This window comes from Pseudomonadota bacterium, assembly GCA_011049115.1.
Lineage (GTDB): Bacteria > Desulfobacterota > Anaeroferrophillalia > Anaeroferrophillales > Tharpellaceae > DSCM01.
The window spans coordinates 65,449-91,919 of sequence record DSCM01000096.1; the positions used below are offsets into that span (position 1 = coordinate 65,449).

Here is a 26,471-nt window from a genome sequence, read left to right on the forward strand (position 1 = left end):
TACCATAAGGGAAAATCATCACCGGGCCATGGCCTCAACAATCAACTGCGCGAAAGTACTGCAAGTGACCTCCTCGCCGCCCTCCATCTGCCGAGCCAGATCATAGGTTACCCGCCGCCCCAGAATTGCTTTCCGCAAAGCCGTTTCGACTAGGCTGCCGGCCTCTTTCCAACCCATAAAATCAAGCATCATCTTACCCGAAAGAATCAGCGATCCGGGGTTGACCTTGTCCTGGCCGGCATACTTGGGAGCCGTGCCATGGGTGGCCTCAAAGATAGCGATTCCGTCGCCGACATTGGCTCCTGGAGCAATCCCAAGTCCACCGACCTGGGCGGCACAGGCATCGGAAAGATAATCTCCGTTAAGATTGGGAGTGGCCAGCACGTCATATTCGGCCGGACGCAGCAGCAACTGCTGAAACATCGCATCCGCGATCCGATCATTGAGCAGGATCTTTTCCGCCGGCAGTTCGCCCTGATAATGAGTCAAAAGTTCATTTTCCGTAACGACCCGATCAGAGAATTCAGCCCGGGCTATTTCATATCCCCACTGACAAAAAGCACCTTCGGTAAATTTCATAATATTACCCTTGTGCACCATGGTCACTACCCGGCGCTGATTTTCAAGGGCAAAGATAATCGCCTTACGGATCAGACGTTTGCTGCCCGCAGGACTCATCGGTTTGATTCCCAGGGCCGATCCTTGAGGGACTTTGGCTCCCAGTTTATCCCGTAGATAGGCCCCCAGCTCTTCGGCTTCAACCGAGCCCGAGGGCCATTCCAGCCCAGCATAGACATCCTCCGTGTTTTCGCGAAAAATAACCACATCAAGATCCCCCGGCCGCTTCATCGGATTGGGCACCCCATCATAATAACGCACCGGTCGAATACAGGCATAAAGATCAAAATAATGGCGCAACGCAACATTCAGACTACGAATGCCCCCTCCGGTCGGGGTTGAAAGCGGACCTTTAATGGCGATCCGCTGTTTGCGGATGGCATCCAGGGTTGTTTGCGGCAAATATGAACCGGTTTCAGCAAAAGCCGTTTCTCCGGCGGCCAGGGGCTGCCAGCAGACCAGCCTGCGCCCGGCGTAAGCCTTATCGATGGCCGCGTCAAGAACCTTTCGCGTGGCCTCCCAGATATCTGGTCCGATGCCGTCTCCGGCCAGAGCTCCGATAATCGGGTTATCCGGAACCCGATAGACCCCGTTTTCAAAATCAATATACTGACCCGGTTGCCGTGTCGCTGTCATGCGCTCCTCCTGTAAATCAATTATGCAATTTTTATCGCCAGATCCCGCAGTTGCCGTGGGCTGACAGTATTCGGCGCCCCGCTCAACAGACAGGTCGCTTTCTGGGTTTTGGGAAAAGCGATCACTTCGCGAATCGACTGACGCCCCAACAGAAGCATCATCAGGCGATCAAGCCCAAAAGCGATACCACCATGTGGAGGAGCGCCGAAACTCAAAGCATCCAGGAGGAAACCAAACTTTTCCCGAGCCTCCTCATCGGTGATCTTGAGAAGCCGAAAAACCTTGGCCTGAGTTTCACTGTCATGAATTCTGATACTGCCGCCGCCAACCTCGACCCCATTCAGAACCAGATCATAAGCCTTGGCTTTGACCTGTAACGGATTACTCTCAAGCCTGGCGAGGTCCTCATCCAGCGGAGCCGTAAAGGGATGATGAATCGCCACATAGCGTTTTTCCGACTCATCCCAGGCGAACATGGGAAAATCGACAACCCAGCAAAAAGCCAGTTTGGTTTGATCAATCAGGCCCATTTTCTCACCTAAGTGCAAACGCAAACGACCGAGAGCCTCATTGGCGACTTCAGCCCGATCGGCCACAAACAACAGCAAGTCGCCGGTTTCCGCCTCCATACGCTGACCCAGTGCGGTTTTTTCAGGTTCACTGAAAAATTTCACGATCGGCGACTGCCAGCCATCGTCATTAACCTTGATCCAAGCCAGCCCCTTGGCCCCATAAATCTGAACTACGGCCAGCAAATCATCGATTTCCTTTCGCGAAAGCGCCGCCCCACCTTTTAGATTAATCCCTTTTATCAGTCCCTTACCATCCAGAACCGAACGAAAAACCTTAAATTCAGTCCCCGCGAAAACCCCGCAGAGATCGACCAGATGCATGTCAAAACGCAGATCCGGGGCATCCAGACCATACATATCCAAGGCTGCGCTATAAGTCAGCCGCGGGTAAGGTGGACAGCTGTCAAAGCCTTTCACAGTTTTAAAAATCATGGCTATCATGCCTTCAACCAGCCCCATCACGTCATCCCGCTCGACGAAGGAGAGTTCCATATCAATCTGAGTAAATTCCGGCTGCCGGTCGGCTCGCAGATCTTCATCCCGAAAACACTTGACAATCTGGAAGTAACGATCGAAGCCGGCGACCATGAGAAGCTGCTTGAAAAGTTGCGGCGACTGCGGCAAGGCAAAAAATGACCCCGGATTGGTGCGGCTCGGAACCAGATAATCACGGGCTCCTTCAGGAGTACTTTTTGTCAGGACCGGCGTCTCGATTTCCAGAAAATCATGTTCATCGAGATAATCCCTGACGATTTTACTTACCTTGTGACGAGTAATTAGGGCCTCCTGTAAAGCTTGCCGGCGCAAATCCAGATAACGATATTGAAGCCGTACATTCTCGCCGATTTCACTGGTTTCATCAATCATGAAAGGCGGGGTTTGAGATTTATTTAAGATTCTGACCTGATCAGCCAGAATTTCAATTTCCCCGGTTGCCATATTGGCATTGATCGTACCCTTCGGACGACAAACCACCCCGCCTTCAACCTGCAGGACAAATTCTCCCCGCAGAAGATGAGCCTGAGCATGAGCCTCGGGTGCATTTTCAGGATTAAAAACCACCTGGGTCAAGCCATAACGATCCCGCAAATCGATAAAAATCACGCCTCCGTGATCGCGCCAGTTCTGCACCCAACCCGACAGTTTGACTCTTTTACCGATATCCGCAGCCCGTAATTCTCCACAAACATGACTCCGGTAAGCGACGGCTCTTGTCTTAATACTGCTCTGTTCCATATTGATATCCCATCAGATTTTAAAAAGACCACCCTCGGTCGTTGCCTAAAGACCAGTGAACCTGCGCCTTTTGCCATCTTTAACCAACCTAGTCAAGCCCTTTCTGGCGAACTTCAATTGACCCTTCCCGGCATTTTCCTCTTGACTTTAGAGAGTCAATCCATTAGAAGCCTCGCAACAATTTCAGGCGGGATGTGGCTCAGCCCGGTAGAGCACTGCGTTCGGGACGCAGGGGTCGGAGGTTCAAATCCTCTCATCCCGACCATGAAAAAATCAAAAAAGGGACAGCTCGCAGCTGTCCCTTTTTTAGTTTTAACGGTTGCGGAAGCTTTCGTCCTAATAGCGATAATGCTCGGGTTTATAGGGGCCGTTAATCGATATGCCCAGATAATCCGCCTGCACCTGATTAAGAACCGTCAATTTAGCCCCGAGTTTCTCAATATGATAACGGGCGACCTCTTCATCCAGAATCTTAGGCAACCGATAAACCCCGATTTCATAACGGTTTTTCCACAAATCAAGCTGAGCCAGGGTCTGATTGGCAAACGAGGCCGACATCACAAACGAAGGATGTCCGGTAGCACATCCCAGATTTACCAGACGACCCTCCGCCAGGACAAAAACCTGGTGCTTATCCGGAAAAGTGTAACGATCAACCTGGGGTTTAATCTTTTCCCTGACAATACCGGGCCATTTATTGAGGCGCGCGATCTGAATTTCACTGTCAAAATGACCGATATTACAAACGATCGCCTGGTTTTTCATTCCCGCAATATGTTCGGCCGTGATAACATCACGATTTCCGGTCGTGGTCACGTAAATATCACCCTCGACCAACGCCTCTTCCATTGTCGTCACCTCAAACCCTTCCATCAGGGCCTGCAAGGCACAAATCGGATCGATCTCGGTAACTATCACTCGAGCGCCGAAACCGCGCATGGACTGAGCGCAGCCTTTCCCAACATCACCATAACCACAGATCACCACATTTTTACCGGCGACCATAACGTCGGTCGCCCGCTTGATCCCATCCGCCAACGACTCGCGACAACCATAGAGATTGTCAAACTTTGACTTGGTCACGGAATCATTGACATTAAATGCCGGGAACTTGAGCTCGCCCTTTTCCATCATCTGATAGAGACGATGAACTCCGGTCGTTGTCTCCTCCGAGACTCCGCGGCAATTATCAACCCAGTCTTGAAAGTTACTCACTTTACGACGCTGGATTTCCCGCAGCAGGGCAACCAGTTCGATTTCGTCTTCCGATTGAAAGTCTCCCTCAAGCAATGAAGGGTCCTTTTCGGATCGCGCTCCCAGATGCATCATCAGCGTGGCATCCCCTCCATCATCGACGATCAGATCCGGACCGCCCCCCCCAGGAAAAGAGAGCGCCTGGTAGGTGCAGGCCCAATAGTCGGCCAAGGTCTCACCTTTCCAGGCAAAAACAGGAATCCCTGCGGCCGCGATCGCAGCCGCGGCATGATCCTGGGTAGAAAAAATATTACAGGAAGCCCAGCGCACCTCTGCGCCTAAAGCGACCAGGGTTTCAATCAGGACCGCCGTCTGAATCGTCATATGCAATGAACCGGTGATCCTGGCCCCCTTCAGAGGCTGATCGGCCAGATACTTTTCCCGGATCGCCATCAAGCCCGGCATTTCGTGTTCAGCAACCTCAATTTCTTTACGCCCCCATGCAGCCAGACCGGAATCAGCGATCAAACAGGTCAGCTCGGCAAAAGGATCAATTTTTGTACTCATCCGTAAATTTCCTATTCGTTAAGTTACACAATAAGCCCATCCCGACAAGGCGAGCTGAACTATAAACAACAGAGGGCACCTCAAAAAGAGTGCCCTCAAATAAAACAACGTCACAACCCAGGCCAGACCTAAACGTAACCTTTATCGAGCGCGTATTTAATCAGATCGGCAACCGAGCGGAATTTCATTTTGCGCATGATGTTAGCTCGATGATGTTCAACCGTACGCAAGCTGATATACAAAAGATCGCCAATTTCACGGCTGGTATTGCCTTCCGCCACCATTTTCAAGATTTCACGTTCACGATTGGTCAGGTGCTCAAAAGGAAGTTTCTTGTTTTTGCGATAAAACTTCATCAAGTCTTCAGAAAAATCCGCCGCCAAGGTTGGTGAAATATAGGTCTCCCCATGCATGACCTGGTCAATAGCGGCTAAAAGTTCGTCATCGCTGTTTTCTTTAAGCAGATAACCATCAGCTCCGGCGGAAATTGCGGCATACAGATACTCTTTATTATTGTGCATGGTCAGCATCAAAACCTTGACCCCCGGCTGAGCCCGCCGGACTTCGGTAATCGCTTCGATTCCACGCACATTGGGCATCGAAATATCAAGCAGCACGAGATTGACACGATTTTTATTTAAAAACTCAATCAGTTCAAGACCATCACTAACCTCGCCGACAACTTCAAGATTATTTTCTTCCTCGATTATCTTCTTGATACCCTGACGCAACATCGCATGATCATCAGCCAGAACGATCTTACATTTGCCATCATCTCTAAACATCAGACAACTCCTTGATTTTACGTATCTTATAACTTTATATCACAACGACGCTATCAGCCGAACGAATATCTCTCACAAACCTAACCGTCGCAATATATCAGATAGATAAACTATTTACAAGCAAATCAGCTTGAAGTGGCAATAAAAGCTGACTTTTTTACAAACAACCTTACGCAATGACTTCCTTTTCAGAAACCAAACAGAAAACGCCTCCCTCCTCTTAGCGCAAAAAAATGCCTTTCATCGATAAACTTATCGGCAAAACATCATCTCTACCGTTTTTTAGGAATCAGAAACTTCACCTCAGTGCCCTTGCCTGGCTGGCTCAGAATCTGAAGGGTCCCCTCCAACAACCGAACCCGCTGGGCCATACTGGCCAGACCCAACCCGGCCCGCGAGGGAGTTTTGCTGACCTGATCCACAACAAAACCGATGCCGTCATCCTTGATTGAAAAGGAGACCTCATCATCCATAACCTTAACTTCAAACAACACTAGTGACGCATTCGCGTGTTTTTCTACGTTATTTAGGGTTTCCTGCACGATCCGGTAAATATGACGAGACGCATCCCGGGGAAAAAACTCATCTAGGTCAGGAATTGAAATGGACACTTTCATGCCTTTAAGGGCAGCGAAGTTATTGATCATCTGTGCCAGGGCGTCGCCCAGACCAAGATCATCCAGAACCACCGGACTCAAATCGTGGGACAAACGTCTTGTATCTTCAATAATCTGCGCTATGAATTGCCGTATTTTAAGGCATTCACCTTTAAGGTCAGGAAGTTCAAGACGCTTTTCAACTCTGGCGACCTGCATCTTGAGGGCGGCCAGGGATTGACAGAGACCATCATGCAATTCATTCGCCAACAACCTTCTTTCGTTATCCTGAACCCGGAAAAGCTCACTGGACAGCTCTCTCAGCTGCTCCTGAACCTGTATTGGGTTAAGGGTTTGCGATTGGTTTCGACAAGACGCTTCCACTACCCCCCAAAAATAACCCTTGCCGGCAATAAAAGCATGAAACCAGATAACCGAAAGTAAGGTTTGCCGAGACTCATCACCATACCAGGCAAACTCGCTGGGCTCGGCAAACATTTGGTCGAAAATATCGGATGAAACTTCCGGCATGGCGGACGAGAAAGAACGCAACTCTTTGATCAAGGCTGGATCTCGACAATATCGCTCAAATTTACCGGATAACACCTGATCATGATCCAACCCTAAAAGCCTTTTACCGGCTCGATTAATTAGTTTTATATCAAGGTTTTCATCCAACAGCACACCGGCTCCGGGCAGTGCGGCCAGCAAGCCTTGAAAGAAAAGCGATCTTTCCCGTTCTCGGTGGGATTGCTTTTTCATCTCTAAAAAGAGAACCCCGATACCGGCGCTCACCAGAGCAAGAAAAAAAACCAGTCCGACCGTCCCCCAAAAAGCCGCGCGGATTTTATTGCGGGCGACCACTTCTCGAAACACCATGGTCTGGACCAGACTTTCCGCTTTCTTTTCAAAAATCGTCCCTAATGAGATATCAGACGAGGTTCCCGGAACGGCATTTCCCCGGGCCTGTTTCAAGCTGATCATAGATTCTATCAGGAAAACGATTTCTTTATTATTCATCGCGGAAAGCTTTACTCCGGCAAACATCCCTCCCCGGCGCAGAAGGCCAAGGGCGGCTACCGCGTTCCATTCCTGAGGCAGACCGGCTTCATCCGCATTCAGGCCTCCAAGCGACTCTCGCCTGGAGAGCCCTTCTGAACAATCCAGAATTTTTCGCGCCAACAACGCCTGACAGGCAGCCTGTTCGTTCTGCCGGACCTGCCAGGCAAGAAAAGCCAGACTCAACAGAAGCAGAATATAAACCGTCAAAAAGCCGCCGAACAGAAGCGATGGTCTTGTGGGTCGGAAAAACATAATTTTGCTCCTGGCTGATAGCACCCCAATGTCGCCGCCGAAAACATCCGGCTGAATTACTCGGCCTTAATCCTGAGAAATAAAAGCTGCAGCGCGACTGACAAGCTCACCGCCGCTCATAATCTGAAACTCAGCCTCCGGAAGAACTGCAAGCAGGCGTGATCCGTAACTTTTTTCAACCAGCCGTCGATCACAAATCACGATAACGCCGCGATCCTTGCGACTGCGAATCAGGCGGCCGACCCCCTGCTTCAATTTGAGGGCGGTCTGCGGCAAGGTATAATCGTAAAAAGGATTCCCTCCACAAGCCGCCACATATTCCAGACGGGCGGCCAGGACCGGTTCAGTAGGGACCTTGAACGGTAAACGCACCACCACCAGGCACTCTAGAGCCCGTCCTTTGACGTCAACCCCCTCCCAAAAACTGTCCGTGGCAAACAGAACCGTACCTGAATTGTTTTTCAATTCATTGAGCAGCCATTGCCGCTGCCCTTCTCCTTGAAGCAACATCCTGACCCCGCGCCGAAGCAAGGAATCCCGGCAACCATAAGCAACCTCGCGCATGGTCCGATATGAAGTAAAAAGAACCATCGTCCGTCCCCCGAGACGGGCAATCAAGGTGTCAAGAAAGAGTGACAAGGCCGGCACATAAGACTTTTCATTAGGCAGCGGCAGATCATTGGGCACCGCGATCAGGGCGTGACGCCGATAGTCAAACGGGCTGGCCAGAATCATTGTCTGTAAAAAACCCTTTCGCGAGCGCTCGGCAAGCCCGACCCGACCGGTAAAAAAGGCAAAGGAACGATCCACCGCCAAGGTCGCCGAGACCATGATCATGCAGTTTAAGCGCTGATAAAGCAGCTTCTCGAGCAAGGAACCAACTTCCAGTGGAGCCAGAACGAGACGGCAATTACGGCGCCGCCCGGAACTCACCTCAACCCAGGCGATAGTCCCGGCCTCAACCTCTGTTTTTAGAAAAAATCCACTGATAAAATCAACCTGGCTACGAAAACGATTCAGGGCCACGAGAAATTCCTGATACCAGGCAGCAAAAAAATCTTCCGGCAAAAACTTGTCCTGCAAACCATATTCGATCTTGCGCCCGAGCCGCAACAAAGTCTTCACAACACTTGCGGCCTCATCAAGAAAGGCGGTGACGCTTGCGGCCAGATCCGTCCGCCAGAAAACATGGTTCCGTTCCCGAGCGGTAATCCGCAACTTAAACGATCCTTCTAAATCTCCCCCTTCTATGGCCTCGAAAGCCTCTTTCAGAAGATCGCGCCAGGTTGCAAAATAATCGTGCAAATCATGACTGAACATCAAGACGGCGGGCTCGGCCTCAGTTTCGAGCAAGGCGGTCAAGGCAGCATACAACTCAAGCTCCAGTTCCATCCGGCGCCGGTCCGCAAGCCTTTTCCCGGAAGACGACAGCCCCTGACCAAGATGGCGGCGCAGGCGCCGCAGCAAACCCAGTTCGCGCCGCTGCCGATGAGCCAGGCGGTTAAGCTGCATCAGCAGCCCGATTTCAGAGATATTTTCTCCCAGATAACCGGTGGCCGCGTCCTCAAGATGATGGGCCTCGTCCATGATCAAAGCCTCGTAACGCGGCAGGATTCCTACCCCCTCCGGCAGTTGCAGATCGGCCATCAAAAGATGGTGATTGACCACGAGAAGCTGAGCCTGGGCCGCCTGCCGCCTGGCATTGTAAAAAAAACAGTTGGGAAACTCGGGACAGCGTGAAACGGGACAGGCATCCGCCTCGCTGGCAACCAGCTCCCAGGCCTCCGCACTGGGCAAACCAGGAAAATCGGCCCGGCTGCCACCTATGGTAGTCTGCCCCCACCTCACCAGGGCTTTGAGCTCATCATCCTGCGGTTCTTTCAGCTCCGCGATTTCCCGCGCCAGTTCCTGAAGCCGTCGCCGGCAAAGATAATTCGCCCGGCCTTTGACCAGGACGGCTTTGACCGGTAGGGCAAGGTCCCGAATCAACACCGGCAAATCCTTATCCAGCAGTTGTTCCTGAAGATTGATTGTATTGGTCGAAATAACGACTCGCTGCTGCCTGCGAATAGCCCAGAGCGCCGCCGGAATCAGATAGGCCAGGCTTTTTCCAACTCCGGTTCCCGCTTCCGCAAGCAAAAAACCGTGATCGTTAAATACCTGCAGAACTTCTCGGGCCAATTCGGCCTGCTCCGCCCGAAATTCATAACCGGGCAGATTGACGGCCAGTTCCCCCGCGGGGGAAAAATACCTTTCCACCAAGTCAGGCGACAGCGCTTCTCCTGCGGAGTTGACCATCGGTTCGACGACCCCGTAAATCAGACTTACCGTATTATCAACGATCAGGAATGCAATATCATCTGCCGCCAGAAGTGACGCCACGCGAAGGTCGGCGTCCGAAGGAGAGAGATTACCGGAAGGATGGTTGTGAATGACGGCCTCACCGGGCCGCAGACTGCGGGACAAAGCCGGAGTCATATCCTGATTGCCGCGCGCCAAGACTCTTGCTTCAACTACTTTCGCGGAAATCAGGCGTGCCTGAAAAAAAACCTCATTGCCCCCAGCCAACTCGATCTCACGACGCATGAAAGTGATAACTTCTGGCTGCAGACAGGAGGCCGCGTCGCGACCGCTTGGTCGTGATAACCGAGCTGACTGAGTCCCCGCCGAGAAAGGCTGCCTTAAATATACCATCGGCCGCCCCCTAACGCTGCCCGAAAATCGGGTTGTCTCATTTCCAGGTAAATCGGCCGCAGACGACTACATTTCGACAAGGATGAATTTTTCAGATATAAATCAGCGCGAATTAAATTAAAAACCGCCTTCGTAACGATCCCGGTTTACGGGTTTACGATACCTCATAAGATACTCGAAAATCATCAAAACCAGCATCAGGTTCAGACCAGTAGCTTTCCAGCCCCACCACGCGAGCCCCAGGCGGGCCCTGAGCGCACCAGATCAAAAAGCCCTGCAATGCGGACCCCGAGCCCTCAGCCACGATCTCAACCTTGCCGTCCACACGGTTCCAGACCCGGCCGGAAAGACCCAGTTGCTGAGCCCGGCTGCAGGCCGAAGCCCGATACCAGACGCCCTGAACCTGACCGCTGACCACAACCCGCAGCTGTTTCCTTTTAACGTCAGACATGCCTACGAATCACGTTTGCAAAAGCCAAACCGGCTCAAAAAATCCCGGCCCGAGGTTTGCTGGTTTTATTCCCCTTCAACCTTCACGGCCCAGGCCGGACGCGTGTCTCTGCGAGACACTTCTATGTCCACCACAGCCCCCAGGTTTCGGGTGGCTTACATTCGAAGCCGTTTTCGAAGCCGTTGCGGTGTCATCCGGTTTTTTGCGAGGTTCAAGAGTGGTTACAAGTTTATCAGATTTAAACTTTTTTGCTGAGCAAAGCAAAATCCTGATCAAGTTCATAAAGTAGGGGCTGAGCGGTGCCCACTTCAACCTGCTCGATTTTATCCGCATCAAGCTTTTCAATCATCATGACCAAGGAACGCAGAACATTTCCATGCGCCACCAGCAGAACATTCCCGCCCAGGCGCAGATCCTCGCCCACCACCTGGCGCACGAAAGGCTGCACCCGCAAACCTAAAGCTTCAAGACTTTCTCCACCCGGTGGGGCAATGTTATAACTGCGATGCCAGAGATTATAAATCCCCGTTCCATACAATTCCTTGACCCGTTCCTTACTCAACCCCTGAAGAATACCATAATTTCTTTCCACCAGGCAAGGCTCGGGAATCAGCGGTGCCGCAGAACCCAGGGCCTTCAGGAAAAGTTCGGCGGTTTCCCGGGCCCGGGTCAGAGGCGAACAATAAGCCGCCGCAAATTCGAAACCGGCAAAGGATGCCGCCGCCGCCACCGCCGCCGAGCGCCCGGCATCAGTCAAAGGCACATCCACCGAACCGGCGAAACGATCATCCCGATTCCAGATTGATTCACCATGTCTCATTAAAACCAATACCGCCATTAACCCATCCTGCTTCCTGTAAATTATCCTTACCCCTGCCGTTTGCTCCGGCTTTTCGTCGTTAATCAGGCCGACGGGGTGTCGTTATTGAGCAATCATGAATCGCGCAAGTTGTTACGAGCCCAGCAAACAAAGCCGCTGAGAGATATCCCTGATTTAAAGTTTACCCTGAAGCTTCAGCTCCTCAGTAAAATCCTGCCATACCCTCTTGCTGTTCAGGGCTCCAACCGGACAGACCGCTGCGCAGGCCAGACAATCCTGGCAAGCGCTCGTTGCCGGATCGATATCACTGCCGAAAAAAGAGACCACCGTATCAATCCCCCGCTTAGCAAAATCCAGCTTATATCCTTTTTCCAGTTTTCCGCAGACATAAACACAGCGACCACAGAGCACACACTTTTTGGACTCATAGACCAGGTAAGGGTGTTCCGTGATAAGTTCTGGGTAATTGCGCTCTATATGCCGCAGGCGTTTGGTTCGTAGTGGTTGGTGCAGGAACTTGGCAATCCGCTGAAGCTCGCAGCTATGATTAGCCAGACAGAGATGACAACGCCCATCGTTGGTCGAGACCAGCAGGCGAAACGCGGTTTGCCGCAGTTGCAATAATGCCTCACTATCGGTACGGACCACCATCCCATCCTTGACCAGATAGCGACAGGAGGCAACGGGGAAATTTTCGCCCACCACCTCAACCAAACAGAGGCGACAGGAGGCCGGGGGGTCCTCCATCCCTTCGAGAAAGCAGAGGTGGGGAATATAGATATTATTTTCAAGACAAACCGAAAGCAGGTTGCGGCCTGCACAAGCTTCAATCTTTCGCTCGTCTACGGTTATAGTTACGGTTACCGGAATATCTTCAACGGCTTGCATCACTTTTCCTCTTTTTCTTCCTCGATCAAGGGCTTTACTCCCTGATCGGGAATCAGACTGGGCGGTGAAATTCGCCGTACCGCGTCATATTCCGGCGGGCAGGCATAAACACATTCGCCGCATTTGACACACTTTTCCTGATCAATCGCCTTTTTACGGTTACTGGTCGTAAAAATCGCCTCGGTCGGACAGCAGGCAACGCAGGCATCACAACCCCGGGCACAAGCTTCCAGATCGATATAGAAAGCGATCAGGCTCCGGCACATGCGCGCCGGGCAACGTCTTTCCGCAAAATGAGCCTCATATTCGCCCCGAAAAAAACGCAGGGTCGTCAGCACCGGATTAGGAGCCGTTTTACCCAGACTACAGAGCGAGCCTTTAACAATCATCTCGCTGAGTTCCTGCAGGGTCTGAAGATCTTCCGCAGACCCTACACCCTTTGTCAGATCCTCAAGAATATCGCGTAAATGACGGGTGCCAAGCCGACAAAAGGTACACTTACCACAGGATTCACCCTGAGTAAAATCCGTAAAATAACGCGCCAGTTCAACCATGCAGGTATCTTCGTTCATAACGACCAAGCCGCCCGACCCCATCATCGCCCCGGATTCCTTCAGGGAGTCGAAATCGATTTTGGTCTGCAGCAGGGACGCCGGCAGACAGCCGCCGGAAGGACCGCCGATCTGAACGGCTTTCAGGGTTTTGCCGTTTTTCACTCCGCCGCAAACATCCACCACCAGATGTTCGAGCGTAACCCCCATCGGCACCTCGACCAGCCCGGGATATTCGACCTCTCCGACCACGGAGAAAATTGCCGTCCCGGGGCTGCCCGGGGTCCCAATCGCCGTAAACCAGGAAGCGCCGTTACGGATGATAGAGGGCACGGTCGACAAGGTTTTGACATTGTTGATTATCGTCGGTTTCCCCTGAAACCCGGATACGGCCGGGTATGGCGGCCGCGGTTGGGGCATACCCCGGCGGCCGGCCAAAGACTCGATCAGAGCGGTTTCTTCTCCGCAGACAAAAGCTCCGGAACCTTGAAAAACCGAGACCTCCAGAGAAAAATCACTACCTAGGATTTTAGAACCCAGAAGGTTTTTCTGCCGCGCCTGAGCAATCGCCCGTTCAACAATTTCAACCGCCAGGGGATATTCGGTCCGAATATAAAGCAGCGCCCGCCCGGCGCCCACCGCCAGAGCCGCCAAAGCCAGCCCTTCGAGCACCTGATGCGGATTACTCTCCAGCAGGGTTCGATCCATGTAGGCCCCGGGATCACCCTCATCCCCATTGCAGATCACCAGTTTCTCGAAAACTTTGACATTGCGGGCAATTTCCCATTTCCGCCCGGCCGGAAAGCCGGCGCCCCCCCGACCCCGCAGATTGGCGGCCTTGATCTCTTCCAGAACCCGGACCCCGCCTTCTTCCAGCCCCTGGGCCAAAGCCGAATAGCCACCAACCGCGAGATAATGATCCACATCCTCAGGATCAATCAGGCCGCAGTGTTCCATAATTACCCGGTTTTCAAAAAGATAACGCGGATAATCCATCAGGGTCGGAAAATTATCATCCGCCTCCAGAGCCCCGAGCAAGTATTCATAACAGGGATCGCTGCCATCCTTAAGGAAGGAACGAACCAGAATTCCAGCTTCACCCACTCCGATTTTCTGATAGAGCAGCGGAGGAAATCCGGGATTCTGAATAATCACCAGAGGCTCGGCATAACAGTGTCCGAGACAACCGACTTTTCGAATAATCGCCTCGATTCCGTTGGCAACCAGAGCCTCGTTAAATCCGGCAATCGTGTCCATGGCTCCAGCAGCCCGGCCGCAGGTGGCGCAACCGACATAAATCACCGGCACCGAAGCGTTTTTAAGTTCCGCAAGTTTGGCAGCGGCCGCCGTGACCAGCTCGGCCAAAAAAGCTCTCGGACTATTATTCATTGGTGGATGCTGCGGTTTCATTTCTCTGCTGCTCCCGGGCTGCCATCTCTTTGCGAACCTCAATTTCAGTAATAATCCCCTCGACCTTGCTGGGAGTGACGTAAGCTTCAACCTTCTCGCCAATCACCACTGCCGGGGCCAGGGCGCAACAACCAATGCAGGCCACCCGTTCGAGGCTGTATTCGCGATCGGCGCTGGTTTCACCCTCCCTGATCTGCAGACGACGCTCAAAATTTTCCAGAATTATTTCGCCACCCTTGACATGACAGGCGGTTCCCAGACAAACCTTGATCGGATTACGACCGGGAGGATTAAAACGAAACTGGTTATAGAATGTGGCGACGCCATAGATTCTGGCGATGGTTACCTGAAGATGGTCTGCCACCAGTCGCAAAACAAGTTTCGGCAGATAACCGTGTTTTTTCTGAATTGACTGCAGGACCGGGATCAATTGAGAAGGTGTTCGGGAAAACTCCGGAAGTTCATCTGCAACCGCCTTCAGAACCGCCAGTTCCTCCTTGTCAAGCACCGCCATTTCTTCATCGCTCAAAGCACCCGAAAAATGGTCAAGCATCTTTTACTTCTCCTTGCCGTAGAGCCGGAACTAACTGGATTATCGATTTCCCAAAACTCTCCCCCAAAATGAACGGCTCCAACTTTTATCAAAAGATTTCAGGAACAGCGCCCTGAACTTGAGTTTGTCGCTGAAAATATTCGTAGAGTGACACGGCCGCGTGACGGTCGATAAACCGCCGACACAAGCGCGCCAGAGTCAAAATATTTCGTTTTACGCCGACCATGGTTTCCGCCACGGCTTTGGGCTGATCATAACTGATTACCGCCATGCTTCGGTAGATAAACAAGAAATCGTGCTCTGGACCGATCAGATTTTCCCTACCGGCCGCGACTTTCAGCAGATCCTCTCGAATCGGAGGACAGATGAAATTGAGACAAAGCGGGCCTTTGAGTTCTCCCAGCCCACAGCCATCGGCCGCAAAATAACGGCAGTGCGCCCCACTTAACCAGGCTCCATCGCGCTGCCGTCGATAACGATAAAAACCACCGGTTGCCGCCTCAAACTGAGCCAACCTGACCCGCCGCCGCTTCTGCAGTTCGGTTATTATTTCCGGAGCCAGCCGGGAACGTTCGCAAGGTTCCCCTTCAAGACGAAAGATATCCCCGGCACCACGATGACAACAACCTGGATAAACCCCTTCAACGATGTCGATGGTCTCCGCGTCTGCCTCCGGTAAACGAGCTGTGACCTTTTGACAATTGCGACAATACGCGCTGATAAATTCAGCAAAAAAAGGTTTCAGTGCGAGGCTCAGATCTCGATAGGCGACAAAACGCATGCCGCCTGCGGCTGCCGTTTTACAAGATTCCACGGTCATGCTATAATTCATATTTGCCGATACCTGCTAACCGACCAAAATCAGTTTGTCAAGATCTTTATCTCAGACCCGATCCGATTCTCAAGCTCACGGATCTACGTAAACCACTGTTTTCAGCAACCGATCACGCGAAGATAAAATTATTTCTTGCCCTTTACAGCAAGAACAATATATGATAGTCGCAATTATATATAATCCATTTAACGTAAGCTGGCAAGTCCGCCCTGTAAGAGACATTACATTATTGGAGTGAATTAGCTATGATCAATATCGAAAAGCACAATGAATACTACGAGAAGTACCTGACCGATCTGGCCGAGCACATGGACAAACCTCAGGAACAGACCGATCCTATCCATGTCGGAGAAAAAATCAAGCATATGCGCGAAACCCAGGGTCTTTCCCTAGCCGAGCTCGCCCAGAAAACGGGCTTCGACATCGCCATGTTGGAAAATATCGAACTGGAAAAAATCACCCCGCCGCTGGGCACCATGATCCGTCTTTCACGGGCTTTGAACACCGTCATGAGCAACCTTTTTTCCGACCGTGAAGTCCAGGAAAATTACAGCGTTCTGCGGGTCAGCGACCAGAAAAGCGCCCCGCTGCCTTCCGGCCGGGCCAGTTATCATAGCTATATCCCCCTGGCCGCCGACCTCAAGGGTCGCCATATGGACGCTTTCATCGTCAAGCTTAATCCGGAAAAGGCCAAAGATGTCGTGCCTTCGGTTCACGACGGCGAAGAATTTATCTACGTTATCGACGGAGAAGTGAAGGTCATCGTGGAAAACAAAGTGGAAATCCTGTCCTTGGGCGACGCCCTTTATCTTAAATCAACAACTCCGCATGTCGTTGTCACCAACACCGACGAGCCGGCTCTGATTCTGGCTATCATGTATTGCGGTTGATATCTGCTTCGACTCCGCACAGCCAACTATTTATAGCTATCAGTTACAAAGGAGGCGGGAAAATCTCTCGCCTCCTTTGGCTGGCCTTTGCCTATGCTCAAGCTTGCTTCGCTTTGCTTTCCGGATCAGGAAAAAAGCTGTTTTTTCTGTTGTCCGCCGATTCGAGACCCGGAAGCCGACCCGCTCGACGACATTCCGAGAACGAAAACCATCCTGCGTTGCAATCGTCTGGAACTGGAAAAGAGACTGGCCGCCCCCACCGAAAGCCCAGGGGATTTCTGCTGGGGGCTCGGTTTCCTTGACGACGACGAGAAACAGGCGGGTTGTTTGTTACATCCGGCTCGTCATCACGGCCGTGATCTTCGCGATTTAACAGGTTACCAGTTTAAATGCGCCAATGCCCTCTGTCGTGAAGCCCAGGTTTTCGCCAAGCTCTCACTGAATGAACAACAGTTTTGCCTGAGCCTTTGCCAAGGCATGGATTCTCTGCATTACTCAAGCCGACGCAATCCTCTGATGCGCCTGCTGCTCTGGGGGGAAGAAATTGTCGGGATTCTGATCGCGGAGCAAGACCGCGCCCATTCCGACTCAGGACAGTCCGGGCCTGGCCGAAAACCCTATCCCTCCTTGCCCTTCCACTCGAAAGTTTTTCTCAATAATATAAGCTTTCTCTGGAAAAAACTTGATGCCCGTCTGGACGCCTATCTGGCCCTGATTGTCATCAACCGTTTTGGACTGGATTTTTTCCGGAAGCATGTTGACCGGTTTATCGAGTTCAGAAACCATCTCGCCGCCAGCGTGAGAAAAGATTACGCTGGCCGTAGGGTTTCAACCCGGCGGCCTTCTCATGAGCTGAAAATCCCCTTAAGCTTTTCCCGTTTTCTGAAATTTGCCGCCGAGCTCTGGGAGCTGCCGCCCGGTTGTGAAAGCGATTTAAATCTGAAAGTTGAAAATAATATCCGCTTATTTTTTGGTTAGACATCTCAGCTGAGCCTGCGGCCGAATCAGAACGCTGACTGACAATCCGACCGGGAGAAAGCCCTCTCTCCGGCAGTAAAATTATCGTGGAGTTTATTAAAATGCTTGAAATCACAGTGCGCTCCACCCATGTAGATGTCATGGGACATGTTAACAACGCCAAATACGTCGAATATCTTGAATGGGGACGCTGTGACGAGGTTGAAAAGGCCGGCGTTGATCTCTGGCAGATGGTCCGGGAAGGACTGGGTTTTGCCGTTGTCAACCTCAACATTCATTATCGCCGCGAAGCTGTGGTTGGCGAGGTTCTTGTTATCGAGACTATCTTTCGGGAGTTACGCAACCACAAGCTTGGGATAGTCGACCAAGTAATACGTAAAAAAAACAATGGTGAAATTGTCTGCGAAGCTGAAGTCAGCTTCTTGATTTTCGACCTGCAGCGGCGCAAAAGCATTCCGATGCCGGAAAACATTCAGGCTCTGATCAAAAAATAATCAATCCCGGCAACCAAGACCAGATTCTGCCTTGGTTGCCGGATATGTCAAGAAACACGCCACTTATCTTTCGGTCATTTAAATAGGGATGATTTCTGATGATAAAAGCTACCTCCCGCCTGCTTGCCGACTACGGCCGCCGCCTGCTGAAAGACCGTCTGACCACTGGAACCGGTGGCAATCTGAGCCTGGCCCTGAGAACCAAAAATCTAATCGCGATCTCACCCTCCGACGTCGATTACGAACAAATAAGTCCCAAGGACATCTCCCTGATGAACTTTAACGGTGTGCACCTCGAAGGCCTTCCTCCTTCAAGTGAATGGTATTTACACCTGGAAATTTATAAAACAAGGCCTGAAATCAATGCGGTGGTTCACACCCATTCCCGCTTTGCCACCACCTTTGCCGTGCTGCGGCAGCCGATTCCGGCCTGTCACTATCTGATCGGCATCGCCGAAGCCAGAGAAATCAGGCTCGCGCCTTATGCGACCTTCGGGACGCCCGAACTCGCCCGCCAGACCGCGGCAGCTCTGGGTCGGGAGAATTGCATTCTGATGGCAAACCATGGTTTACTGGCCGTCGGCGAGAATCTGAAAAGAGCCTATGAGACCGCGCTTTATATTGAGGAAGTCGCGGAAATATATTACCGGGCATGCAGCTTGGGAAGCCCGTTCCTGCTCAATAAAGAAGAAATGGACGAGGCGCTGCTCCGCTTTCAAAGCTACAAGAAGCCGGACGCCGCATCCCCCGGCTCCAAGATTAATCCATGAACCCTGCGAAAGCATCACTTAAAAAGAGCCGCGCCAGGTTCAGAACTTACAGCATTATTATTTTTTGCCGCCAGGTTGCGTCCCCATCGATCAACAACTGATTTTCGATTAATAATTTAAGGAAACAGCACCCTATGAATTTCATCAACTACCTTTCCCATCCCCGAATGCAAGAGGCCGGAAACATAGCCTTCCTGTTGGCCCTGGGACTGATTCTGGGCGGGGTCGTCATCGCTTTGAGCCATGAGCTTTTTGACAAAAGCAAGACCGGCGTGGAGGGTTCTCGGCTCAGCCCAAAACTAACCGGATCGGTTTTACCCTGGGCCATGATCTTTTACATCGTCGGCGCCGGCATAGTTTTTCTACCGTTGCGCGAACAACTCTGCCAAAACTCCTTTCTGCTCCGAAGTCTGGTCTTAGCCGGCGCGGCGCTCATTTTATTTCTGCTCTATCATTTCAGTCTGACCTTGATAAAGAACCGTTTCTTACATCTGCCTTCAGCTCTGCCGGCGGTCGCCGGAGCCCTGGGAGCGGCTTTCTTCTGGTATCTGCCGGAGACCGGAAAAGCCTGGTCACGAATACAAGGTGAGCTGACTTCCAACCGGGAAATCTTCTTTTGGTGGCTGGGACGCATAGAAATTGCCTGTTTTATCCATTTCGTTCTCAACTCCCTCAGCCTGACGGCCTTGATCTTTATGCTGGCCAACTCCGGTGAAAAAGAGCAAACCAGAAAACAGTCCCGAGAATACTATTTCCGGGCGGCCGCTTATGCCGGTAAATGGCTGCTGGTCGCGATATTTTTGCAAATTTTACCCTTGAGCTGGCAGCTTGCCGGCGGTAAGCCCGAGCGCATTCTGGCAAGCCCCTCGATTTACTGGTTTGCGGGTTTTGTTTTCTGCGCGCTCTGCGGCTGGTTGCTGCTTATCAAGATCACTAAGGACGGTCTCGTCAATCGTCGGGCCACGCTGATCATCACCATCTTTTTCTTGTTAAGCCTTATCTTTTACCACTTCAGTCCGCTGCATCAAGTCATTACACCTCAATCAGGTCCGGCGTGGGTGTCAACCGGCCGGAAAATTCCAGGGAAAAGCAATTGACAAAACCAGGAAGCCGACGCTAAACTTACATATGGAAGCTGTCTCACCAACGATGTTGGAACGAACCAGGGTTTTCCGCAAAACGGCAACCGCAAAGGCTGACAAGACTGAGAGGGAAGGGCATGCAGATTGGAAACAGCCAATGGCGCCCCGGCTTTTACCCGGATTTCAGACTAAGCGACAAATCTCCTGCCACCGCTGTTCAAACAAAGCCAGCCGCCGGCGTAACTCCGGCCGAGCTTAAAAAACAAGCCCCCGCCATAAGCTTTCCGACTGACAGCCCGCGGGAACTCAGCGAAGCAGAACAAAATCAAATCAATGAACTGAAAAAAAGGGACGCCGAAGTCAAGGCCCATGAACAGGCACACCTGGCCGCCGGAGGACCATATGTCAGCGGCGGCGCTCACTACGAATACCAGAAAGGCCCCGATAACCGAAATTATGCCGTCGGAGGGGAAGTAAAGATTGACGTTTCGGAGGGAAATACCCCGGAAGCCACTATTCAGAAAATGCAGGTTGTCAAAAGGGCAGCGCTGGCCCCCAAAGATCCATCGGGACAGGATCGCGCCATCGCCGCCCGCGCCGCTCAGATTGAGGCTCAGGCCCGTATAAAATTACAGCAGGAGCGCTCCCCCACAACAGCGGCGGCCGACGACAAGCAGTCTCCGGCCAATAACCCTTCCGCACAGCCTTCAACCCGATACAACCCGACACGTCGCAGTTACGAGCAGACCGCCGCAATGACCAGCCTGTTACCAACCAACCCGCCCACAACATCTATTAACACCAGAGCCTGAAGAAATCATCTCAACGAGGCTCGATCAGATCACCCGTCCGCGCCTGTCCGGCAAGCAATTCCGCCTCGGCCAGATCATAGCCGAAACCTCTCAGAAGACGTATTCTGCCACAGGGAATCCCCGGAACCATGCCTGCCGCCAGACCGGTTCTCGGATCGTAAATGGTCCTCGGCTGAGACAGAACTTCCAACTCCTGGCCGGCGACCAAGCCGCTCAGTAAGCCAACATTAAGATAGAGGCGCGGCCCCTGAACGAGAAAAATCTTTCCTTGAAAGCCGCCGCCCGCAACCAGGTTTTGCAAAGCCCCCAAATACTGCTGCAGCGCCCGCGCCAAAGCAGTTTCCACCTGACCTGGCGCATTAGCGTTCTCACGGGCCGTCCGCAAAGAATAACGCTGCCCGGCATAACCGTCGACCACAAAACCATCGAGTTCAACCACTCCGGGAAAACCTGCGGGCAGTCTGAGCTTCTGAATGAAAAGCAGATAACGACAACCGGGGTATTCACTCAGAAAGGAAGCTATCGCCTCCGGATTCTGCAAAGCCTGTCGATAGCGAAAATTATTCAGCACCGGCTGTAATTGCGAGGGTTCGAAATAGATAAAACCCTGAGCCAGCATCAGCTCGGGAGCTTTGCTCAGCAGGGTTGCTGCCGCCGGCGAATTTAATCCGGGAGCGAATAGCATTCCGACTTTACCGCGCCGCAAGGCCCTGTTTACCTCTAAACTTCGCTCATGATTAAGCCCCCGTTGTTCCAAGCGCCGTAATCTTTTTTCATACTCATGCCGTTGCCGCAAAGACAGTTCGCCGCCTTCCCCTCCTCGAAAAATCTCATTCAGATTAATGGTCCGTTGTTCGACCTGGCCTTGACGATAGTCATCCGCCGAGGTCAGCGAGGGATACATGATCTGTCTTTCCTGGCTCTCGGACAAATTATTAAAATCAAATTTCTCCTCGGCTGAGACCGAAGTGCTTCCAGGCCCTGAAAGAATTAAACCGATCAGGGATAAGACCAGAACAGACCGCAACCTCGGCAAACAAGCCCTTAAACAATTATCCATAGAACAACCCACTCTTTAAAAAAAAATTTTCCAACAAACCAGTCCTGGATATCTGTCGAAGACGCACACTGGGTTCCCAAATCAAACCAGAGCATAAAAAAAGCATGTGAACCGTCGTCATGCGACGATTCACATGCTTGCTGTTAACATAAACGCTTCCTTTTAGCAAACAAGCGTTTTCATTCAGCCGTTAGAAGTTCCAGATTAACTCCAGGGCCAGACGACTGGCGACATCATCACATTTTTTACCGGAATAAGCCTCGGTGATATCTTCAACCACTTCTCCAGGAAAGAAGAAAGAAAACTGTCCCTTAATAAACATGTTTTTGCTTAAAGCCAGAATGATTTCGTTATCCCATTCGGTACCCACGTAACCGCTGTCGATCTGATGCACGGAACCATCATAGGAAAGCATCCGGAAATCTTCATTATAGTTGAAGATGTTGATATTGGTATTGTAGATAAGAAAACGTTTCGGCGCCAGGTTTAAACCGATGCTGTACATCAACAGACCAGGATTGTCGCCGCGACCGCCGCCGTTGCCAGAGAAGTTTTCCAGGCCACCGGTTGAAACCGGCGTACCACTACCGTAAAATTCCGGCAGGTACCCATAAAGAACTGTACCTAGCACCAGGTTGGTATCGCCGGCAATCGTATTTTCGCCGCCCCAATGAGAAGAGAAGCGCTGCAGGTTGACAACCCCGGTGTAGCCCTTGAGTTTGCCATCGGTCGGATCGTCATCACCGGAAGTATACATGATTCCGATATGAGGCTCAAATTTAAAACCAACCAGCTCCTTCAGGTCAAAAGCCACGTCCGCGGCCAAGGCATACGCGCTAATGTCATAATTTTCCTTGAAATTTTTCCCCGTCTGGTAATCGCGATAGGCGCTCAAACCAGTGTTGTCCGCCGAGCCGAACTGATAAACCGCCTCGAAAAACGGTTTTATAATGCCAAAACCGCCCTGGTAATAAAAACCAATATGGTGCGAATCGGTATCCGGCGCGTCCAGACCGTCATTGAAATAATTGTTGGCCAGGCTGAAATTCGCCTGATCGATTTTGGCCTGACTGCCCAGCAGTGTGGCCGAGGTTCCGGCGCCGGCAACGAAGTCAATGGCCGCCGCTGAGGCTGCGACTTTAGCGGTATCAATTCGACCACCGCTGATCGCGGTGGAACTTGAACCATCCGTACCGGTTGAGTTAATCACCTGGCCACCAACCACGATACCGGGCACCAGGGGATTCAGAGCATAAGCGCTGGTATTCAACTTATCCTGAGATTCAGACAATTTACCGGCCACGGTATCACCGAAAAGATAGTTCTGAATGGTGTTGGTGTGGATGTTGCGGATCCGGTCAAAGGCATACATGAAGCGAATCCGGTTGTTCTGGTTCAGATTGTAATCCACCGCCACCGTGTAAAGATCGCGATCATCGTCATGACTGCCGCGTTTGATGTTGCTGATCTGCCAGTCGTTTTCCTGTAGTTTATGAAAACCGAACTGAAACTTTACAGCTTCACCGGAATTTCCGGTTACCCAGAAACCCGGATTATCATCACCATAAACCAGACCGCCTCCCTGAAAGGCATCCATTTCGTAGATGTCCCAGCCGGCATGCAGTCTCAGATTAAGACTTTTGGCAAAAGGCAAGAGCACGGTACCATGCAGCCTTTCCAGACCATAGTTGCTGTTGCTGCTACCAGCATCAAACAGCCCGGGATCATTATTGCCGCGATCATCGACCACGCGATTGTCAAGGATTCCGTCAAATTCCAGCGCGGCGTAAAAACTCCATACCTTGTCGTTAGGCATGGCGTTGAAATAGATTTTGTTTTCCGTCCGGATATGGCCGTCAGCCACCCAGCCCGCCTCGTTGACATGGTTTCTGAAAAGATCACCGGGAGCAAAACCTTCAACATCCCCTAGCCCGAAATCGTAATTATCCTCAAAAGTCGGGATAATCCGCACCGTGGCCCCAAAGCTCATCTGAATATCACCGGACCGATGCACGTTGATACTGCCGGGGCCGACAATTCCGGCCCTGGTTATATCCTCGGCTTTTTCCGTCAAGTCTTCACCCGCCCACGACACCGCCGCGCAGCACACCACCAACCCGGCAATCAGGGCAACTAAAACTCTTTTCATAGCCAACCTCCTCAACAAAAATGGTTAAAACACTTTATAACAAAGTTTTTAAAGCTGCTAAATTAGAATATCCTCATATATTAGACAGAAACTTATGTCAAGCAGAATTCCCTTTCTTTCGCATTGTTTATTGGCAGTTGCATTCAGCCCGGGCTTTGTGATAGAGGCTCAAGTATTTTCTCCCGACCCGCCGAGCAGTATTCATTACAGAACAGAAAGCCGGAGAGACACGTCAACAGGACATTCAATCCCTATACATAAGGCTGATATACCACATGACATCCTTGACCTCGTTACCTTCCGACCTGGAAAAGATTCAGGAATTACCCGACTCGGTACGCCATATCAGCGTGGCCGGCAAGGATATCTATCTGGTCGGTACGGCCCACGTCTCAGCCAAAAGCGTGACCGAGGTCGAGACCACCATTCGCACCGTGGCGCCCGATACCGTCGCCGTCGAACTCTGCCCGCCCCGCCATCAGGCCATGACCCGCAAGGAACACTGGCAACAGATGAACATCATCAAGGTTATCAAAGAGAAAAAAGCTCTGCTGCTTCTGGCTCAGCTGATCCTCAGCGCCTTCTACCGCCGCCTGGGAAAACAGCTCGGCGTCCAGCCCGGAGCCGAAATGATAGCCGGAATTCACGAGGCCGAAGCCATCGGGGCCGAACTGGTGCTTGCCGACCGTCCCATCGACATCACCCTGAAAAGGGTCTGGGGTTATCTTGGTTGGCGGCAGAAAGCAAAGATGATTTTTCATCTCTTGAGCGGGGTCATCTTCAGTGAAGAGATCGACAGTGAAATGATCGAGGAAATGCTTAACCAGGACCAATTGGAAAACCTGTTAAGCGAATTTACCATCGGTTTCCCTGAAGTCAAACGCCGTCTGATCGATGAACGAGACATCTTTCTGGCACAGAAACTGCGCCAGGCGCCGGGTCGCACCCTCGTGGCCGTGGTCGGAGCCGGCCACCTGGAGGGTATTATCCGGGAAATCGAGCACGAGACCCCTTTAGCGCCGATCATGGAAATACCGCCGACGACGGCCGGGCTGAAATTTCTCAAATGGGGGTTGCCGGTCCTGATCGTGGCTTTAATCATCGCCGGTTTTTTTCGCGGCGGCAGCCAGCATTCCCTGGAATCCATCTATATCTGGGTTTTTGTCAACGGCCTGCTCGCAGCCTTGGGCGCGGGGGTCGCGGGCGGACACCCGCTGACTATCATAGCGGCTTTCTTCGCGGCTCCGATCACCAGTCTCAACCCCCTGATCGCCGCCGGATTCGTCTCCGGTCTGGTACAGGCCTCGGTCAAGAAACCAACCGTCGCTGATTTCGAAAACCTACCCCAGGAGATATCGACAATCAAGGGCTTCTGGCGAAATCCGGTAAGCCGTATCTTACTGGTGGTCGCACTTTCCAATCTGGGCAGCGCGACCGGCACCTTTGTTTCCGGCAGCTGGATCGCAGTCCGGCTTTTTTAAGGATCGCCTTCGAACCAGGTCCAGACCATGACGCAAAAAATCATCTGCAACAACCGGAAAGCCCAGTATAATTTTTCCCTGATCGAGAAATTTGAGGCCGGAATTGCTCTGAGGGGCACCGAAGTCAAAGCCCTGCGCGAAGGTCGGGGCAATATGAATGATTGCTACGCCCGCATCCATGGCAACGAGATTTTCCTGGAAAATTTCCATATCAGCCCCTACTCCCACGGCAACATTCACAATCATGAACCCCTGCGCCCCCGCAAACTCCTGCTCCATAAACATGAGATCAGAAGCCTGATCGGCAAGGTGACCATCAAAGGCCTGACCCTGGTGCCAACCAAAGCCTATTTTTCACACGGCAAGGTCAAAGTTGAAATTGCTCTGGCTCAAGGTAAAAAACTGCATGACAAACGCGAGGACCTGAAACAAAAAGCCGTCAGACGTGACACCGAGCGCGAATTTCGCGACCGCTAAACCACCAGACGCCTTGTTCGAGGCGAAGGCTAAGACCGTGATCGCGCCGCGCGCGGCCGGCAGCCTTTTTTTTTAAGGTTAAACCCTTGCTAAAAGAGCTTCCTCTTGCTATATTGTCAGCTATAGAGAGCATGAGTTGACCGGTCTTAAACGGTCGGCTGGAGATAATATCAACAGCACGGATTAAACAATCAAGCTTAACAAGGGGGTGTCCTGGGTTCGACGGGAATGCTGAGCGTGGGGTTGCATGTGGAGTTTCAGTTAACTCCTTAAACTGACTGAATCTTAAATAGACGCCGATAATAGCGACTACGCTCTGGCTGCTTAGCCAGTGTCCGGCCGGCTGACTTCCACTAAGTTGGACCCGGGCATCATCGCAGTGGGATAGAATGGTAGAAGGTTTCCGGTTACCGTTCGAATTCAAAGGGAAAATCGCCGACTTCAGATCCCGAGCGGAGGAGCTGGAATTCGGTTAAATTAAAATCCGTCTAAACATGTAGAGACTTCGACGTAAAGGTTTTCGGACGCGAGTTCGATTCTCGCCACCTCCACCATTTA

Annotated in this window: 22 protein-coding genes, 1 tRNA gene and 1 other RNA gene; 10 read left to right on the forward strand and 14 right to left on the reverse strand. The window is 51.8% G+C overall.

Translation table 11 applies throughout. The annotated features are described in order from the left end of the window. Positions 1 to 18: 18 nt before the first annotated feature. Both icd and aspS read right to left on the reverse strand, forming a co-directional pair. The gene (icd, locus tag ENN66_08510) at positions 19 to 1,254 is read right to left on the reverse strand and encodes an isocitrate dehydrogenase (NADP(+)) (GenBank protein HDS16628.1); all 1,236 of its coding nucleotides are present in this window, start codon (positions 1,252 to 1,254) and stop codon (positions 19 to 21) included. A 20-nt stretch (positions 1,255 to 1,274) separates the two neighbouring features. Continuing rightward, positions 1,275 to 3,062, reverse strand: a complete 1,788-nt coding sequence (gene aspS / locus ENN66_08515; protein ID HDS16629.1) for an aspartate--tRNA ligase — start codon at positions 3,060 to 3,062, stop codon at positions 1,275 to 1,277. Between the two features lie 188 nt (positions 3,063 to 3,250). Between aspS and ENN66_08520 the strand changes: the two genes are divergently transcribed. After that, positions 3,251 to 3,327 (forward strand) — tRNA-Pro (locus ENN66_08520). A gap of 71 nt (positions 3,328 to 3,398) precedes the next feature. Here ENN66_08520 and ENN66_08525 read toward each other — a convergent pair. The 10 genes from ENN66_08525 to ENN66_08570 form a co-directional block, all read right to left on the reverse strand. Continuing rightward, on the reverse strand, positions 3,399 to 4,823 hold the full coding sequence (locus ENN66_08525; GenBank protein HDS16630.1) for an adenosylhomocysteinase: 1,425 nt from the start codon (positions 4,821 to 4,823) through the stop codon (positions 3,399 to 3,401). Positions 4,824 to 4,951: 128 nt separating this feature from the next. After that, positions 4,952 to 5,608, reverse strand: coding sequence for a response regulator transcription factor (locus ENN66_08530; protein ID HDS16631.1), 657 nt, complete (start codon positions 5,606 to 5,608; stop codon positions 4,952 to 4,954). 272 nt (positions 5,609 to 5,880) lie between these two features. Further along, the gene (locus tag ENN66_08535) at positions 5,881 to 7,518 is read right to left on the reverse strand and encodes a sensor histidine kinase (protein HDS16632.1); all 1,638 of its coding nucleotides are present in this window, start codon (positions 7,516 to 7,518) and stop codon (positions 5,881 to 5,883) included. 66 nt (positions 7,519 to 7,584) lie between these two features. Then, positions 7,585 to 10,212, reverse strand: a complete 2,628-nt coding sequence (locus ENN66_08540) for a helicase (GenBank protein HDS16633.1) — start codon at positions 10,210 to 10,212, stop codon at positions 7,585 to 7,587. Between the two features lie 154 nt (positions 10,213 to 10,366). Further along, on the reverse strand, positions 10,367 to 10,663 hold the full coding sequence (locus ENN66_08545) for an acylphosphatase (GenBank protein ID HDS16634.1): 297 nt from the start codon (positions 10,661 to 10,663) through the stop codon (positions 10,367 to 10,369). Between the two features lie 238 nt (positions 10,664 to 10,901). Further along, positions 10,902 to 11,501, reverse strand: coding sequence for a 2,3-bisphosphoglycerate-dependent phosphoglycerate mutase (locus ENN66_08550; GenBank protein ID HDS16635.1), 600 nt, complete (start codon positions 11,499 to 11,501; stop codon positions 10,902 to 10,904). 156 nt (positions 11,502 to 11,657) lie between these two features. Continuing rightward, a complete protein-coding gene (locus ENN66_08555; protein HDS16636.1) occupies positions 11,658 to 12,371 on the reverse strand; it encodes a hypothetical protein in 714 nt (237 codons plus the stop codon). Continuing rightward, positions 12,371 to 14,311, reverse strand: a complete 1,941-nt coding sequence (locus tag ENN66_08560) for an NADH-quinone oxidoreductase subunit F (GenBank protein HDS16637.1) — start codon at positions 14,309 to 14,311, stop codon at positions 12,371 to 12,373. The genes ENN66_08555 and ENN66_08560 overlap by 1 nt, the downstream gene beginning before the upstream one ends. Further along, positions 14,304 to 14,846, reverse strand: a complete 543-nt coding sequence (nuoE, locus tag ENN66_08565) for an NADH-quinone oxidoreductase subunit NuoE (protein HDS16638.1) — start codon at positions 14,844 to 14,846, stop codon at positions 14,304 to 14,306. The genes ENN66_08560 and nuoE overlap by 8 nt, the downstream gene beginning before the upstream one ends. A 127-nt stretch (positions 14,847 to 14,973) precedes the next feature. Continuing rightward, entirely contained in the window at positions 14,974 to 15,717 is a 744-nt protein-coding gene (locus tag ENN66_08570; protein ID HDS16639.1) for a hypothetical protein, read from the reverse strand. A gap of 248 nt (positions 15,718 to 15,965) precedes the next feature. Here ENN66_08570 and ENN66_08575 point away from each other — a divergent pair, with 248 nt between their 5' ends. The 6 genes from ENN66_08575 to ENN66_08600 all read left to right on the forward strand — a co-directional run bounded on the left by ENN66_08575 (position 15,966) and on the right by ENN66_08600 (position 20,746). After that, on the forward strand, positions 15,966 to 16,610 hold the full coding sequence (locus ENN66_08575; GenBank protein ID HDS16640.1) for an XRE family transcriptional regulator: 645 nt from the start codon (positions 15,966 to 15,968) through the stop codon (positions 16,608 to 16,610). A 93-nt stretch (positions 16,611 to 16,703) separates the two neighbouring features. Then, positions 16,704 to 17,588, forward strand: coding sequence for a hypothetical protein (locus ENN66_08580; protein HDS16641.1), 885 nt, complete (start codon positions 16,704 to 16,706; stop codon positions 17,586 to 17,588). A 101-nt stretch (positions 17,589 to 17,689) separates the two neighbouring features. Further along, complete coding sequence (locus ENN66_08585) at positions 17,690 to 18,082, forward strand: acyl-CoA thioesterase (GenBank protein ID HDS16642.1); 393 nt, start codon at positions 17,690 to 17,692, stop codon at positions 18,080 to 18,082. Positions 18,083 to 18,180: 98 nt separating this feature from the next. Next, a complete protein-coding gene (locus ENN66_08590) occupies positions 18,181 to 18,852 on the forward strand; it encodes a hypothetical protein (GenBank protein ID HDS16643.1) in 672 nt (223 codons plus the stop codon). 134 nt (positions 18,853 to 18,986) lie between these two features. Continuing rightward, a complete protein-coding gene (locus ENN66_08595) occupies positions 18,987 to 19,949 on the forward strand; it encodes a hypothetical protein (protein HDS16644.1) in 963 nt (320 codons plus the stop codon). A gap of 122 nt (positions 19,950 to 20,071) precedes the next feature. Beyond that, entirely contained in the window at positions 20,072 to 20,746 is a 675-nt protein-coding gene (locus ENN66_08600; protein HDS16645.1) for a hypothetical protein, read from the forward strand. Between the two features lie 10 nt (positions 20,747 to 20,756). Here the strand turns inward: ENN66_08600 and ENN66_08605 are convergent, their stop codons facing one another. Beyond that, complete coding sequence (locus tag ENN66_08605) at positions 20,757 to 21,650, reverse strand: hypothetical protein (GenBank protein HDS16646.1); 894 nt, start codon at positions 21,648 to 21,650, stop codon at positions 20,757 to 20,759. Positions 21,651 to 21,996: 346 nt separating this feature from the next. Beyond that, positions 21,997 to 23,955, reverse strand: coding sequence for a hypothetical protein (locus ENN66_08610; protein ID HDS16647.1), 1,959 nt, complete (start codon positions 23,953 to 23,955; stop codon positions 21,997 to 21,999). 305 nt (positions 23,956 to 24,260) lie between these two features. Here ENN66_08610 and ENN66_08615 point away from each other — a divergent pair, with 305 nt between their 5' ends. The 3 genes from ENN66_08615 to ssrA all read left to right on the forward strand — a co-directional run bounded on the left by ENN66_08615 (position 24,261) and on the right by ssrA (position 26,467). After that, complete coding sequence (locus ENN66_08615; protein ID HDS16648.1) at positions 24,261 to 25,436, forward strand: TraB/GumN family protein; 1,176 nt, start codon at positions 24,261 to 24,263, stop codon at positions 25,434 to 25,436. A 27-nt stretch (positions 25,437 to 25,463) separates the two neighbouring features. Beyond that, positions 25,464 to 25,913: an SsrA-binding protein SmpB gene (gene smpB, locus ENN66_08620; GenBank protein ID HDS16649.1), complete on the forward strand. Its 450-nt coding sequence runs from the start codon at positions 25,464 to 25,466 to the stop codon at positions 25,911 to 25,913. A 204-nt stretch (positions 25,914 to 26,117) separates the two neighbouring features. Next, positions 26,118 to 26,467, forward strand: a transfer-messenger RNA (tmRNA) gene (gene ssrA, locus ENN66_08625). Positions 26,468 to 26,471: the final 4 nt, after the last annotated feature.